At 59.3% G+C, this 14,010-nt stretch carries 14 protein-coding genes and 1 tRNA gene; 4 read left to right on the forward strand and 11 right to left on the reverse strand.

Annotated elements, in window-relative coordinates; all coding sequences use genetic code 11:
* Positions 1–35: 35 nt before the first annotated feature.
* Positions 36–111 (reverse strand) — tRNA-Ile (locus DTW90_RS01595).
* A gap of 157 nt (positions 112–268) precedes the next feature.
* On the opposite strand from DTW90_RS01595, the gene DTW90_RS01600 reads away from it, so the two are divergent.
* Positions 269–1,015, forward strand: a complete 747-nt coding sequence (locus tag DTW90_RS01600) for an SIMPL domain-containing protein (protein WP_149336127.1) — start codon at positions 269–271, stop codon at positions 1,013–1,015.
* Positions 1,016–1,143: 128 nt separating this feature from the next.
* Here DTW90_RS01600 and DTW90_RS01605 read toward each other — a convergent pair whose 3' ends face one another.
* The 5 genes from DTW90_RS01605 to DTW90_RS01625 form a co-directional block, all read right to left on the reverse strand.
* Complete coding sequence (locus tag DTW90_RS01605; RefSeq protein WP_132519656.1) at positions 1,144–1,500, reverse strand: hypothetical protein; 357 nt, start codon at positions 1,498–1,500, stop codon at positions 1,144–1,146.
* A gap of 166 nt (positions 1,501–1,666) precedes the next feature.
* On the reverse strand, positions 1,667–1,990 hold the full coding sequence (locus DTW90_RS01610) for a hypothetical protein (protein WP_149336128.1): 324 nt from the start codon (positions 1,988–1,990) through the stop codon (positions 1,667–1,669).
* A 148-nt stretch (positions 1,991–2,138) separates the two neighbouring features.
* On the reverse strand, positions 2,139–2,561 hold the full coding sequence (locus tag DTW90_RS01615; RefSeq protein WP_149336129.1) for a secondary thiamine-phosphate synthase enzyme YjbQ: 423 nt from the start codon (positions 2,559–2,561) through the stop codon (positions 2,139–2,141).
* Positions 2,562–3,090: 529 nt separating this feature from the next.
* Positions 3,091–3,864: a 2'-5' RNA ligase family protein gene (locus tag DTW90_RS01620; protein WP_246664868.1), complete on the reverse strand. Its 774-nt coding sequence runs from the start codon at positions 3,862–3,864 to the stop codon at positions 3,091–3,093.
* Between the two features lie 54 nt (positions 3,865–3,918).
* Entirely contained in the window at positions 3,919–4,944 is a 1,026-nt protein-coding gene (locus DTW90_RS01625) for a methyltransferase (RefSeq protein WP_149336130.1), read from the reverse strand.
* A 544-nt stretch (positions 4,945–5,488) separates the two neighbouring features.
* Here DTW90_RS01625 and DTW90_RS01630 point away from each other — a divergent pair.
* Entirely contained in the window at positions 5,489–6,823 is a 1,335-nt protein-coding gene (locus DTW90_RS01630; protein ID WP_246664869.1) for a DUF2778 domain-containing protein, read from the forward strand.
* 60 nt (positions 6,824–6,883) lie between these two features.
* Here the strand turns inward: DTW90_RS01630 and zwf are convergent, their stop codons facing one another.
* Together zwf and DTW90_RS01640 are read right to left on the reverse strand one after the other, a co-directional pair.
* The gene (zwf, locus tag DTW90_RS01635) at positions 6,884–8,398 is read right to left on the reverse strand and encodes a glucose-6-phosphate dehydrogenase (RefSeq protein ID WP_149336131.1); all 1,515 of its coding nucleotides are present in this window, start codon (positions 8,396–8,398) and stop codon (positions 6,884–6,886) included.
* Positions 8,399–8,672: 274 nt separating this feature from the next.
* Positions 8,673–9,206 carry a GNAT family protein gene (locus DTW90_RS01640; protein WP_149336132.1) on the reverse strand — a complete coding sequence of 178 codons (534 nt, stop codon included), beginning with the start codon at positions 9,204–9,206 and terminating at the stop codon, positions 8,673–8,675.
* Between the two features lie 114 nt (positions 9,207–9,320).
* On the opposite strand from DTW90_RS01640, the gene DTW90_RS01645 reads away from it, so the two are divergent.
* Positions 9,321–9,773, forward strand: coding sequence for a VOC family protein (locus DTW90_RS01645; protein WP_132519638.1), 453 nt, complete (start codon positions 9,321–9,323; stop codon positions 9,771–9,773).
* A gap of 89 nt (positions 9,774–9,862) precedes the next feature.
* On the opposite strand, the gene DTW90_RS01650 is transcribed toward DTW90_RS01645, so the two are convergent.
* Positions 9,863–10,642: an SDR family oxidoreductase gene (locus DTW90_RS01650; protein WP_149336133.1), complete on the reverse strand. Its 780-nt coding sequence runs from the start codon at positions 10,640–10,642 to the stop codon at positions 9,863–9,865.
* 166 nt (positions 10,643–10,808) lie between these two features.
* Between DTW90_RS01650 and DTW90_RS01655 the strand changes: the two genes are divergently transcribed.
* On the forward strand, positions 10,809–11,735 hold the full coding sequence (locus tag DTW90_RS01655; protein ID WP_149336134.1) for an AraC family transcriptional regulator: 927 nt from the start codon (positions 10,809–10,811) through the stop codon (positions 11,733–11,735).
* On the opposite strand, the gene DTW90_RS01660 is transcribed toward DTW90_RS01655, so the two are convergent.
* Positions 11,727–12,953: an MFS transporter gene (locus tag DTW90_RS01660; protein WP_149336135.1), complete on the reverse strand. Its 1,227-nt coding sequence runs from the start codon at positions 12,951–12,953 to the stop codon at positions 11,727–11,729. The two genes, DTW90_RS01655 and DTW90_RS01660, sit on opposite strands and share 9 nt — an antisense overlap.
* 93 nt (positions 12,954–13,046) lie before the next feature.
* Entirely contained in the window at positions 13,047–13,982 is a 936-nt protein-coding gene (locus tag DTW90_RS01665; protein ID WP_348642622.1) for a LysR family transcriptional regulator, read from the reverse strand.
* Positions 13,983–14,010 lie beyond the last annotated feature (28 nt).

The raw sequence follows: 14,010 nt of genomic DNA on the forward strand, positions 1-14,010 counted from the left end.
CAATGAGCCCTGCGCTCGATAACAGGAAGCGAAGATGGTGGGCCCGGAGGGACTCGAACCCCCAACCAAGCGGTTATGAGCCGCCGGCTCTAACCATTGAGCTACAGGCCCTGCGCGAAGGATACAGCGCATCGCGCCGGGACAATGGTTCCCCGGGGCTGCCCTGCCTCTAACGCAATTCTCTTTCGCTCACAAGGGACTGCCGCAATACCTTCACAATCAATCCGCAAAAAGCTTGTGCCCCGGAACATCAATCAAGGAACGAACCATGCCTCTGAGGAAAACCAGAGATTTTGCCTTTTCGACGCTTCTGGCCGCAGCCCTTTTGCCGCTTGCCGCCGCAGGCGCGCTTGCGCAGGAGGCGAAGCCACGCGAGGCGGTGGTCTTGGTGACAGGGGAAGGACATTCCTCGATCGCACCCGATATGGCGATCGTCACGCTTGCCGTCGTCAAGCAGTCCAAGACCGCGCGCGAAGCGCTTGACGAAAACAGCAAGGCCATGGGTGCAGTCCTCGCGACGCTGAAGGATGCCGGCATTGCCGAGCGCGATCTTCAGACATCTGGCTTCTCGATCCAGCCGCAATACAATTACCCCAACAATAACAACGGCCAGCCTCAGCCGCCTGAGCTTGTGGGTTACCAGGCGACTAATTCGCTCTCGGTGCGCATTCGTGATCTTTCCAAGCTCGGCTCCATCATTGACCAGTCCGTCACCCTCGGCATCAACCAGGGCGGAGACATCCAGTTCACCAATGACAAGCCGCAGGAGGCGCTGACTGCCGCGCGCAAGGATGCGGTGGCCGATGCTCTTGCCAAGGCGAAGACGCTGACCGATGCAGCCGGCGTCAAGCTCGGTCGTGTCATCGAGATCAGCGAGAATTCCATCCGCCCTGCCCCGCAGCCCGTTTTCCGCGCCGCGATGATGAAGGATGCTGCCGCCCCCGCCGTACCGGTCCAGGGCGGCGAGAATACCTATGACGTGTCGGTCAACGTCACCTACGCGATCGACCAGTAAGGCGTCGCTGCCGGCCCAAAGAAGCGGGCAAAGAAAAACCGCCCCGGCTGATCCATCGGGATCGCCGGGGCGGTTTGTTTATTGGCTGCTCTCGGCTGAGAGACAGCCGGATCTTCAACGCATGTGGATCAACGGCCCATCAGCGGGCAACCGCGAACATTGGCAAATACCATCGTATCAGGACCCCGACGGCCAAAGCCGTTGACGATGACCCGGCGCGGCGTGATGTCCGCAACACGGGCTCGGCGCAAGCCATAATCGCGAGCGATGTCTTCAGCCTGTCGCGGATCGCAGCCACGCGGACGACCGTAGCCATAGCCCGGAGGCGGCGGTGGCGGGCGGTAGTAATCCGGCGGTGGCGGACGATGATAGCCGGGGCCGACGTAGATATCGACACCTTGCGCGCTGGCGCTGGTCACCGCGCCCGAAAGGGCGGCGACGGCAATCGCCGTCGCGATCCCTGCCTTTGCCAGAATTTCCTTCATGTTCTTCTCCTCGAAACAAAACGCTTCATCTTGGTCCGCCGCATCACAGGCGATGACCGGAAGGATAGTGGTCTATTCTGAACGGATTCAGAATCGGCCGTTCACGAGTCGTTCAGTTAAAACTTGCGCCAGCGATAATAAAGCCCTTCCTTTCTTTAGGATGGCTTTACTGAACATGGAATTCACCGCGATGCCAGCGCGGGCAACCGGGAACATTGGCGAACACGATACGGTCCGGACCACGATGGTTGCGACCCTCGACGACAACGCGGCGTGCCGACATATCGGCAATGTGCGCATAGCGCATGCCATCATAGCGGGCCTTCTGCACGGCAAGCACGGGCGAGCATGTGCGAGGGGCGTGGGGATCGTAGCGAACCTCGCGGACCTTCATCGGCAGATCGCCGGCGGATGCCGTCGAGGCGACGGTAGAGACTGCGCCAAGCGCCATCAGCGCTGCGATACCGGCCTTGGCAAAAAGACTGCTCATGGGATTTCCTCTTGATTGCTTCGGTTCTCATCGGATCCCGTTTCCTGCGGGATTGAGGAAAAAGATAGGCTACCAAAACTGAACCGGGCGCGAACCGCGTATTCAGCCGGCATTCAAATCGGTTAACGGCTCACTGGGGACTAACGCTTCATCTGCCGAAATGAAGCACGACCTCGCGCCGATGCGGCTGATCGCGATGCTCGAAGAGATAGATGCCCTGCCATGTGCCGAGAGCGAGCCGCCCGCCGATGACCGGAATGCCGACCGAAACCTGCGTCAGCGCAGCCTTGATATGCGCCGGCATATCGTCCGGCCCTTCGGTCGTGTGCACGATCCAGCGCATCGAGGGATCGGAGGACGGTGGCACGAGCCGGCGGAAGAAGGCGTTGAGATCCGTCTTCACATCCGGATCGGCATTCTCCTGGATCAGCAGCGAACAGGATGTGTGCCGCACGAAGACGGTCAGCAGCCCCTCGCCTGCGCCGGCACTCCGCAGGAAATCGGCGACCTCGCCGGTAAACTCGTAGAGGCCCTGGCCACGGGTCGAAATGGTGAGGATTTTCTGGGGCACTGCGGCAAACCTTCCGTCGCGGGCAGATCCTTGATCATGCCCGAAGTCGGCTTTCGGCAAGGCGAAGTCAAGGGTGAACCGCCCCGATCCCGCTCAGGCGCCAGATCGAAAGATCACATCCGTCAAAATTGGTAGCGGCTGCAAACCCGGAAGACTTGGGTATGTGGCACATAAGGAGCGCGATATTCGACGATCCTCTCGCTGCAAGTCGTCGGCCTCACCCGATATGTGGTGCGAACGACGCGGGGGTGATAAACCCGTGAGACGTGGGATTTGTGGGGCTCGACATAGGTAACCATATCCGCCGCCATGACTGGAGCGGCTTCGATTAAAGTCGCTGCAATTACAAAGGCTGGAATGACGTATTTAATGTTTGATCGCAACATGACGTTCCCCCGGTTACAAGACCATTTCAACGCAAGAAAGGCTCAAACGTTCCGACGCACCCCAAGGACTTTACCGGCTGTCCGCGAAAGGCATCAGGCCTGTGATCGATCGCGAGTTGCCATTCGCCCTACCCGATCCAGCCTCAGGGCGTCAGTGTAAAATCATGGAGCTTCTTTCGGGCCGTGCCAAATGTGCCCAGCTGATAGACCGACGCGCCCGTCGCTGAAAACGTAAACGAGGGGAATGGCTCCGCCAGCATCTTGTTCAAATAGGCTTCCGTTCCAACGCCGATGGTCACGTGGGGATTGAAATGTTTGCCGGCCGCCTCCGTGACGAAATTGGCGACGTAGTTGATCAGGGATTTCTGAATGTCGCGACCATCCGCGTCGCTGAAGAAAGCCGCCGGCGTGCCGGTCTTCTCGGTATAAGGTTTGACGGCCGTGATAAGCTCAGCTTGCAGCCGGCGCAGGTCGTCGGTCGGTTGGACGACAATTCCCGCAAGGCCGACAGGCGGAGCTGGGATGTAGTAATACTTGAATGCCTTCAGCGTCCATCCGGCAGGCTTCTCCTTGGCCAGAACCGCATCCGCCGCCGCAAATACCTTGTCGAGGTCGCCCGTGCGGACGAATTGCTGCAGCATCGTGACGTGGGGATGGTGCGTCTCATCCAGAGAAAAGCCCTTCGGGAAAGATTTCAGCAGGCGGGCATTGGCGTCGGTCGCGTGCTGAAGCATGGTCGCGTCGGGTTCGAGCGCGATATCGACCGCGGTTACGGGAACCTGCTGTGCAAGGGATCTCTGGGTAAATCCCGGCGCCAGCGACAGCCCGAGGCCCGTGATCGCGAAGACCAATGCTCGCAGACGTCGCGGGCGAACCAAAGATGCAGGCATCCTCAGACTTTGCTTTCGATCAGCCATGACCAAGCTCCCCAGCGAATTTGGCTTTGTGGCATTTGCTCTATGGTGCCGCGATCATTCGAAGAAGACGAGGCTCGCAGGCGATGGTGAAAGCGGCTTCGTCGTGACGCCGCGAAAACCCGCCCGTCTCGCCATCTCGTCCAATTCCTTCTTCGTATAGGCGTCTCCCGCGGGCGTGGTCGCCAGCATTTCGAAGGAAAATTCCGCCTCGAATGATGGGCTGATGCGGTCTTCGTTCGGCACGAACTCGACGCCGACAACCCTCCCGCCGGAGCCGAGGCTGCTGCGCACCTTTTTCAGCAGTCCAACGCAAGTATCTGCGTCAAAATGGTGCAGGAAGTTTGGAAGCAATATGAGGTCATAATCCCCGCCCCAGTCGACATCGAACGCACTTCCGGCAAGGGATTGGTATCGCTCGGCAACACCCGCCTCCTGAGCATTTTGTTCGCTAAGCGCAAGGACCGACTGCCAATCGACTGCAACAATCTTTGCCGACGGTATGGTTCTTGCGATCTCTATGCCGAAACGGCCTGGGCCTGCGGCAATATCGAGCACTTTTCTCGGCGGCTGCGGCCATGTCGCGACTTCGGCAGCTAGGCTTTCCGCACTGCTGCCGGTAAAGGCGCCCATCGCCCGCGCGAACCTGATCCAGACTGGATTGTCTGGCGAAACATTGGCAAGGCCGACGGCTCCGCCGTTGCGGACATAGGACGAGGGATCGTTGAGGAACAACTCCGCCATCTCGGGCGCGGCAATGAAATCGACCGCCGCCCCCATATAGGCCGGCGATTGCCGATCGAGGAACATGCGGGTGGATGGCGTCGCCAGGTACCGATCCTCCTGTTTGAGCAAAAAGCCTTCCACGACCAGGAAATCACAAAGGATGCGCAATCCTCGCTCTGAAGCACCGACTGTTGCGGCGAGCGATTTGACCGTCGCATCTCCGGCACCAATGGCGGTGAAGACATCGAGTTCGATTGCGGCTTTGATGGCAGCAGTGCTGCGAAACGCAAACATGGCTTCAATGGCCAGAGCGGGAGAAACCTCGCCCGTGGCCGCCTCATCTTTTGTCAGAGACATCGGATTCTCCCTCGTCGGATCGGAGCCGCTGGCAGCCTAGCAGAATTCACAGGGGCTCGGCATTCGCCAGAAAGAAGTAGCTAATTTAGCACTTACGCCTTATGACTGGCTTAATCCCAACACAAAAAAGTCTCGATACGATGCAAAAGGGACACACATGAGCGAAAAAACAACCCTTAAATTCTCAGGGTCTAATATTCCTCACTTCTGAAATTAAAGCGGGCGGCGTAAAGGAAATAGTTACCATAATTCTCCATTGTTCAAGAACTGGCATGTCACGATGAGCATTTCAAAAACGCTCATCGCCGCTATGCCGGTCCGGGAGCAGTGTGTCGGTAAAAGCCCTCGGCCTGCGTAATCAGTTTGGAAGACGTGTATTATGGCGTTTGCGACCGAGTCATTCAGTGACGTAAATCCGTTTGGCGGATTTACGCTTCGAAGCCCAAAGTCTCGCAGCATCATGCTCAGCACCGCTCTTATGGGAGCGGCGACTGTCGGTTTCGCGTGGGTGGTAGCCACCGTTTTCACCATGCAAACGATGGTGATGTCAGTTGGTTCCGCCCAGATCGTAGAAAATTCGCTTGGCCCGAAATCCGTGGCACTTGCCGATCCCTTGCAGCGACTGCAGATGGCCGCCCTTTCGACACCGTCGAAGGCAGAGCAAAAGCGTGTGATCGAAGCCTATGCGGCTGCGTCCCGCTCCGTTGCCGCCATCCGCATGGCCCGCATCCAGCCGCCGGCGGCAGCGCCGGTCCAGCAGGCTGCCAACGGCGCTCACGCAATGCCGGACGCGGTGCGCAGGCAATTGATCATGCGTCTTGCGATGGCCAATGCGGCGGCATCACCATCCAGAGACACCGCCGCACTCGAACCAAAGCCATCAATCGCAGTCGCCTCCCTCGATCATCCCCATCAAACAACCACTGACATCACCGCCCCGACAAGGGTGAAGGACGACGTTGTCGTTGCCTCTGCGGCCCCTTCTGCCCCCGTGGCGGCTACCCCCATGTCGACCACCCCGGCGGCGGACACCGGACCGACTCTGGCGCAGCTGCAGAGCCAGGTGCTGGCAAGCGCAGAGCCGGATGACGGCTTTGCCACCATCGCCCCGCCAATCCCGACCGCACGGCCGGACGATGCCGATAGCGTCATGATGGCAAGCCTCGACACTTCGGACGACGCCGGCGACGATAGCAATTCGACCGGTGCCGACTCAGCGGAAAAGGCCTTCGGCCTTGTTCTTTCCAATCCGGATAGCGCCGTCCCCTTGCCTATGGCCCGCCCGGACGATGCCCTGCGGGACGCAGCCCCCCCCGGCCGCACGCGAAACGTGCCTGAGCAGGCGCTTGCCTATGCTCGCACGGAGGAGGACGACGATAACAGCGATATGCCGAGCGTCCGCAAGCCGACGACGGTCCAGCGTGCTGCAAATGGCACCGCCATCTACGATATCGAGGCCGGCATGGTCTATCTGCCGAGCGGCGCCCGGCTGGAGGCTCACTCCGGTCTCGGCAACATGCGCGACAACCCGCGCTTCGTGAACCAGAAGAACCGCGGCCCGACCCCGCCGCACACTTACGCCCTGACCCTGCGCGAAAGCCTGTTCCATGGCGTGCAGGCGATCCGCCTGACGCCTGTCGGCGGCCAGGGCGCGGTCTATAACCGCGTCGGCCTGCTTGCGCATACCTACATGCTTGGCAAGGCTGGCGATTCAAACGGCTGCGTTTCGTTCAAGGATTATCGCCGCTTCCTCGCCGCCTACCAGCGTGGCGAAATCCGCCAACTCGTCGTCGTACGGCGCATGTCGGAATATAGCGGCACTGCAACGGCGTCCGCCGAGCCTTCCCGTACGCTCTTCGGCAGGCTTTTCTCCCGCTGATCACAGGCGGCTCTAGGAACGATGCCGGATGCCGGCACCGTTCCTTCGATCCAATGTAGGTTACTTGTCCTTCCGTAGCACTTGCGGCTCGTGCCACTTGCGCCCGTCGCGCTCGATCAGATCGTCGGCGCATTGTGGACCCATGCTACCCGGCGTGTAGGGATCCGGCTTGTCATCGCTATGTGACCAGAGATCGAGGAAAGGCTGCACCGCAGCCCAGCCCGCCTCAATCGCGTCGGCCCGCTGGAACAGCGTCTGATCGCCGATGAAAAGATCATAAAGCAGCGATTCATAGCCGGTCGTATTCCCGATATCGAACATATCAGAATATCGGAAATCCAGCGACACGGGCACGGTATCGACGACGAGGCCTGGCCGTTTGATCGAGATTTCCATGTGCAGGCCCTCGTTTGGCTGCACCTGGATGATCAATTTATTGGGCGGCAGCATGCGCTGCACCTCGGTGCCGTGGAACTGCGCAAAGGGCACCTGCTTGAACGTGACGACGATTTCCGTATCCCGCGCCGTCAGCGACTTTCCGGTTCTCAGATAGAAGGGAACGCACGCCCAGCGCCATGTATCGACAAAGAGCTTCAACGCCACGAAGGTTTCGGTCTTGCTATCAGGGTTGACATCGGGTGTCTGCGTATAGGCCGGCAGGTCTTTGCCGGCGAGCGAACCCGCCGTGTAGGCACCGCGTACGCCGTTGTGCTTCGCTTCCTCGGGGGAATAGACGCGCAACGCCTTCAGAAGCTTGCCCTTTTCGTTACGGATCGCCTCGGCGTCGAAGCTGTTCGGCGGCTCCATCGCCACCATGGCCAGAAGCTGGAACAGGTGGTTGGGCACCATGTCGCGCAATGCGCCGGTCTCGTCGTAGAATTTGCCGCGCGTGCCGACATCGACGATTTCCGCAGCGGTGATCTGGACATGGTCGATATAATTGCTGTTCCAGAGCGACTCGAACATCATGTTGGCAAAGCGCGCCGTCATGATGTTCTGCACCGTCTCCTTGCCCAAGAAATGGTCGATCCGGTAGACCTGCATCTCAGCGACCCGGTTGAGGATGCGCACGTTCAGCGCCTTGGCAGAAGCCAGATCGGTGCCGAATGGCTTCTCGATCGCGATGCGACGGAAATAGCCCGCGGTCTCCGTGGTCAGCTTATGATCGCCGAGCTTGTCGATGATGTCACCGAAGAAGCGCGGCTGTACGGCCAGGTAGAAAGCGGCATTGCCATGGCCCGATTTCTCAAGGCGCTGGCCGATCTGCTCGTAGATCGAGTCCCGGGTGAAGTCGCCCGAAATATAGGAAATCCGCTCGCTGAGGTTTCGCCAGCCGATACCGCCATCCTCAAACTGGATCTTGTTGTCGAGCAGGAACTTGCCCAGCCGCTCGCGCAACATCTCGTCTCCGCCGGGCTCGATGCCAACGCCGAGCACGGCAAAGCCGTCTCCGACCAGGCCGGACTTGATCATGTTGATCAGCGTCGGCACCAGCAGGCGACGCGTGAGGTCGCCGGTGGCGCCGAAGATAACGAGGGTGACCGGCGGGGCGGGAGCAACATAGGGGCCGGTCATAGCCGCACCCAGGAAACGAGACGATCGATCGACATCCGGAACATGTGGGGGCCTCCTTGTTCATTTGCTTCGCCAGATATGACGTAGAGCCTTTATATTACAAGCTTTCAAGCAACGACGCGAATGTCCAGAGATTCCCGTTCACGATATCGAGCTTCCGCATTCTTTCGGGAATCTGCGATGCGCTGCGTAATGTGGGCGATGGCTTTTCGTTTGAGCGCACGGGTCGCCGGGAGGTGACTCCAGCCCTCAATGCTCCATTCCGCCGTGACCGTCAGGCCACAGCCTCGACATGGCTTAGATATTCACTTCTGAGCAGCCCCATGATGACGGTGTCCCAACGCTCGCTGCCAACGCGAGCTGAGGATCGGCGCGTGCCTTCGCGAACGAAACCCAGCCTTTCATAGGTGCGCAGTGCAGCAGTGTTGAAGCTGAAGACGTTGAGTTCGACGCGCTCCGTATTCGGATCGGAAAACGCCTTGTCCACCACGCACCGGACCATCTGAATGCCATATCCGCGGCCGCGCTCGGCCGGCGCGACGCCGACGCGGGCAAGCCGCCCGATACCATTGCGCCGATCCGTCACCAGTTGCACATGACCGACGATACGGCCCTCATCGGTGACGGCCATCCAGGCATTGCGCTGCGGCCGAACAACCTGTGTTTCAGCGAGAATGTCTTCGAGCTGCCGTCTGTCGAGCGGAAAAACGAGGGTCGCCCCTGCCCATTGCACCAGATCCGCATCGGTCGGAAACCAGGTGAGTAGAGTTTCGATATGGTCGGTAGAAAACGGGACAAGACTGATCATATCCGGCTTCTAGCACGATGATCGAGCTGGGTTGCAGAAAAAACCGAGGGCCGCTGTCGGAACGTCCGATCCTTGTCCGTCCTTGGCACAGCAACACTGCAAATGGAGGAAAGCATGCAGAAAATTACCCCCTGCCTCTGGTTCGACAACCAGCTCGAAGAGGCGATCACCTTCTACAGCAAGATCTTTAGGGACAGCCGCGTGACACAGATGAAGAGAGCGCCTGACGGCAAGGCCTTCTTTGCCAACTTCGAACTTGCCGGCCAGAAGTTCATGTGCCTCAACGGCGGACCACATTTCAAATTCAACGAAGCGGTTTCGTTCTTCGTCGATTGCAAGGACCAGGCGGAGGTCGATTATTACTGGGAGCATCTGCTCGACGGCGGCAAAGAACAGCAGTGCGGCTGGCTCAAGGACCGTTTCGGCCTGTCATGGCAGATCGTCCCCGAAGCCCTGATCCGCTTTATGAACGACGAAGATTCGGTAAAGGCCAATCGCGTCCAGGAAGCGATGATGAAGATGGTGAAGCTCGACGTCGCGGAACTGGAGAAGGCCTATCGCGGCTAGGTTGGCGCCCCTCGCCGCCGGTGCGCAAGGCGGGCCGCTATTGAACAAAACAGAAGGGATGGCCGGACCGAGCCCGGCCACCCCCCTTGTCAGAGCATCATGCCGCCCGAAGCTTCGACGCGCTGACCGTTGATCCAGCGATTGGCGTCTGACAGCATCGAGGCAATCATCGGGCCGATATCGTTCGGCTGGCCGACACGGCCAAGTGCGGTCATGTCCGCAACCCGCTTGTTGATCTCGGGATTGTCGCGCACGATGCCACCGCTGAAATCCGTGGCGATGGCGCCGGGAGCAACGGTGTTGACCGTGATGCCGCGCGGCCCGAGCTCCTTGGCGAGGTAGCGGGTGAGAACCTCCACCGCGCCCTTCATCGAGGCATAGGAGCCGCTGCCCGGATTGCTGAAACGGGTGAGGCCGGAAGAGACGTTGATGATCCGGCCGCCATCCCTGATCAGTGGCAGAAGCTTCTGGGTCAGGAAGAACACGCCCTTGAAATGAACCTCGTAGAGACCATCCAGCTCCGCTTCCGTCGTCTTTTCGAAGCTGTTGTGATGCGAGGTGCCGGCATTGTTGACGAGATAGTCGAACCGATCCGTGCCAAGCTCGGAGAGCGCACCGCGGACCTTTTCCACGAAACCGTCGAAAGCGGAAATTTTGCCGGTATCGAGCTGCAGCGCCACGGCGCGGCGTCCGTGTTCCGCAACAAGGGAGACGACCTTCTCCGCTTCCTCCCGATTGGAATGATAGGTGATGATGGAATCGACACCGTCCCGCGCAAGCGCAATGGCGGTGTTGCGGCCGAGGCCGCGGCTGCCGCCGGTGATGATGGCGATTTTGGGCTGGGCGCTCGGATTGTTTTGGCTAGGCATCACATGTCTCCTTGGTGATTGTGATCTGCCCCGGAATCTAGTCGCCGACAGGCATTCGCTTAATGCCGGAATACACGCTGTTTCTGCCTATTCCTCCGAATTATCGATTTGCGAAGAACAGCCGGCGGACCTATCTCTGAACCATTGAAAAGGACGGGAGACGCAGATGTCGTCACAGGTGAAGGATATCCTCCGGGAATATGTCGAGGCGGAGGGCGGCGAGGACGGTCTGTTCGGCACGCCGATGCCGTCCCTCTGCATCATGCGATCGAGCACCGAGACGCTGCCGCGCCACATGGTCTATAGGCCGTCGCTCTGCTTCGTTGTGCAGGGCGCAAAGCAGATCATGCTCGGTGACGACGTCCTGAGATATGAAGAGCAGCAATCGCTCGTGATCGGCATAGAGCTTCCCGGCATCGGCCGCGTGGTCCAGGCAAGCCGAAACGAGCCCTATATCGGCATCACGCTGGAACTCGACGTCGCAGTGCTGCGCGATGTCATGCGAAAGATGCCGAGAAGACCGAGACCTGCCAATCGAAGCCGGCTCGGCATCTTCGTACAGGATGCCGACGAACAGCTAACCGATTGCATGGTGCGCCTGATACGGCTTGCGAGAACGCCGAAGGCGATCCCCGTGCTCTATCCCGCCATCATGCAGGAAATCTGCTTCTGGTTGTTGAATGGCGAGCATGGCGGCGATATCTGCAAGCTGACCCTGCCGGACAGCCACATGCAGCGCATCGCCGATGCCATCTTCATCCTGCGCGAAGACTTCGCCAAGCCAATCCGCGTCAATGAGCTGGCGGCAGCCGCGAACATGAGCCCCTCTTCCTTCCATGAGCATTTCAAGCTGATCACCTCGATGAGCCCGCTCCAGTATCAGAAGCATCTGAGGCTGATAGAGGCGCGCCGGTTGCTGGTAAGCGAAGCGGCAAGCGTCGCCGAAGCGGCCCATCAGGTAGGCTATGAGAGTGCATCGCAGTTCAGCCGCGAATATAATCGTATGTTCGGCGCACCGCCGCGCCGTGATGCCAGCGAGCTGCGCAGTACGGCGCCGGCCTACTCATTGCAGGCGATTGCGCTGTCAGCCTGACAGCGTCTTCACCTTGCCGAGATCGGGGAAGAGCCGCATCCAGAGCAACACGACCGCGATCGTTCCGACGCCGCCGACAATGCCCGTTACGATTGGGCCGAGCACGGCCGCCAGCATGCCGGATTCAAATTCGCCAAGCTGGTTGGACGTGCCGATAAACAGCGAATTGACCGCGTTGACCCGCCCGCGCATCTCATCCGGCGTCAGCAGCTGAACGAGCGAGCTGCGCACGACGACGCTGACCGTATCCGACGCGCCGACGATGAGCAGCGCCCCGACGGACAGGATAACGTTGCTCGACAGCGAAAAGACGATCGTCGCCACGCCGAAGATGGCGACGGCGATCAGCATCTTCTTGCCGGCTTCGCTCTGGATCGGCCAGCGTGCCAGAACAATCGACATGACCAGCGCGCCGATCGCCGGAGAGGCACGCAGAAGGCCGAGGCCCCAGGGACCGGCATGCAGGATATCGCGTGCAAACATCGGCAGCAGCGCGGTGGCGCCACCGAGCAGCACGGCGAAGAGATCGAGCGAAATAGTGCCGAGCATCAGTGGCTTGCTGCGGATGAAGGCAACGCCGGCAAAGACCGATTTCAACGTCACCGGCTCACGTCCCGATTTCTGCTGCCGCTCCATCCTGATCGAAATGACGTTGAAACTCGCAATCGCAAAGCAGATGGCGGAAAAGGCAAAGGGCGCTACCGGATCGAGGCCATAGAGCAGGCCGCCGATCGAAGGGCCGATGATGAAGGCCGTCTGCATCATCGATGTCGAGGTGGCGATCGCCTGCTGCAAAAGAGATGGGCCGACGACGTTCGGCAGCAGCGACGCCATGGTCGGACGCTCGAAGGAAACCACAGCGCCCATCACGGTTACGGCGACGAGAATACCCGTTGGCGTCAGCCAGTGCTGCCAGGTCGCGACGGCCAATATCAAGCAGGTGATCCCCTCCAGCAACTGGCAGGCAAGACCGATCCGCCGCCGATCGAAACGGTCAGCGACATGGCCGACCACGAAGGTCAGGATGACCATAGGCAGGAATTGGCAGAAGCCGACGAGACCGAGCGCAAACGCGCTGTGGGTCTGGTCGTAAATCATCCAGCCCATCGCGACGGTCGCTGATTGAAAAGATATGGAGGAAAAAACCCGCGAGGCGGCAAAATTTAGATAACCGGGGTGGCGAAAAACGCTGCCCCGTCTGGATTGATAGCTGTCCATCAGAACTGTCCTGGGTCCGCCATGCCGCAGCCGGCGGATCGGAATTGATATAAGAAACTTATGGGGCCCTGCTCTGCCGCATCAGAACTCTTGTCAATGCTGCAGCTGCGAAGTTGACAATTTGTCGCAGTCGTTACCTTGCCAAGTGGAGACTTCCGATCGGATGTAGTGCCAAAGACGCTCCCCGGCCGGTCCATGCGGACGGTCACGGCGACGAGCAGCGACGAGGTCTACGCGTCCACCCTTGAAATCACCGTTGGTGAAATCAACCAACGTGCCATCGCCTACCTCCTTCTCCACGAGAAAGCGTGGCATATGTCCCCAGCCCATAGCATTCAAGATCACTTGCTTCTTCATGAGCTGATCGCTCACCGTCAGTTGTCGCGCACCCTTAAGGACATAATAATCCCTTGGCGGTGAATGGCGCGCAGTATCGCGAATGATGCATTGCGCGAGACCTTGCAGATGTGATGGCGTGATATTCTCGGGACATACATTCGGAAATATTTCTCCTGCCACGACAGGAATGATGTCGACCGACAGCAGATCAATATATTCCATCATCGGATCGCTCTCGTCGATGTGGTGAAGGATCAGATCTGCCTCGTCGTCTGCCAGCCGTTCCCATGGGCCCGAAATCGCTTCGAAATAGAGATCGAGGCGGGTGGCTGGATTATCGGTGAAAAAATTTCGCAAAAGCTGCAACGTTGGCTCAAGCGGACACAAGTCGCCGATCACGACCCGCAGTGCAGTCTCCTCGCCCATGGAAAGTTGTTTTCCAAACGTACGAAGGCCGGCAGCCTGACGGAGGAAATCTTGAGCCTTGGCATGAAAGACCCGTCCCCTGTCCGTCAACACGACGCGGTAGCCGCTGCGATCGAGAAGCGAAAATCCAAGTTGTTCCTCAAGATTGCGGACGGCTGAAACCACGGTCGGATGCGTGCGCATCAAGCGGTCTGCCGCTGCCTGGAAACTGCCCTCTGTGACCACCGCATCAAAACATCTGAGCTGCTGAAGAGTGATATCCATTATTGTAGATCCTATCTACCAAGTTCGC

This window comes from Neorhizobium sp. P12A (assembly GCF_008365395.1).
GTDB lineage: Bacteria > Pseudomonadota > Alphaproteobacteria > Rhizobiales > Rhizobiaceae > Rhizobium.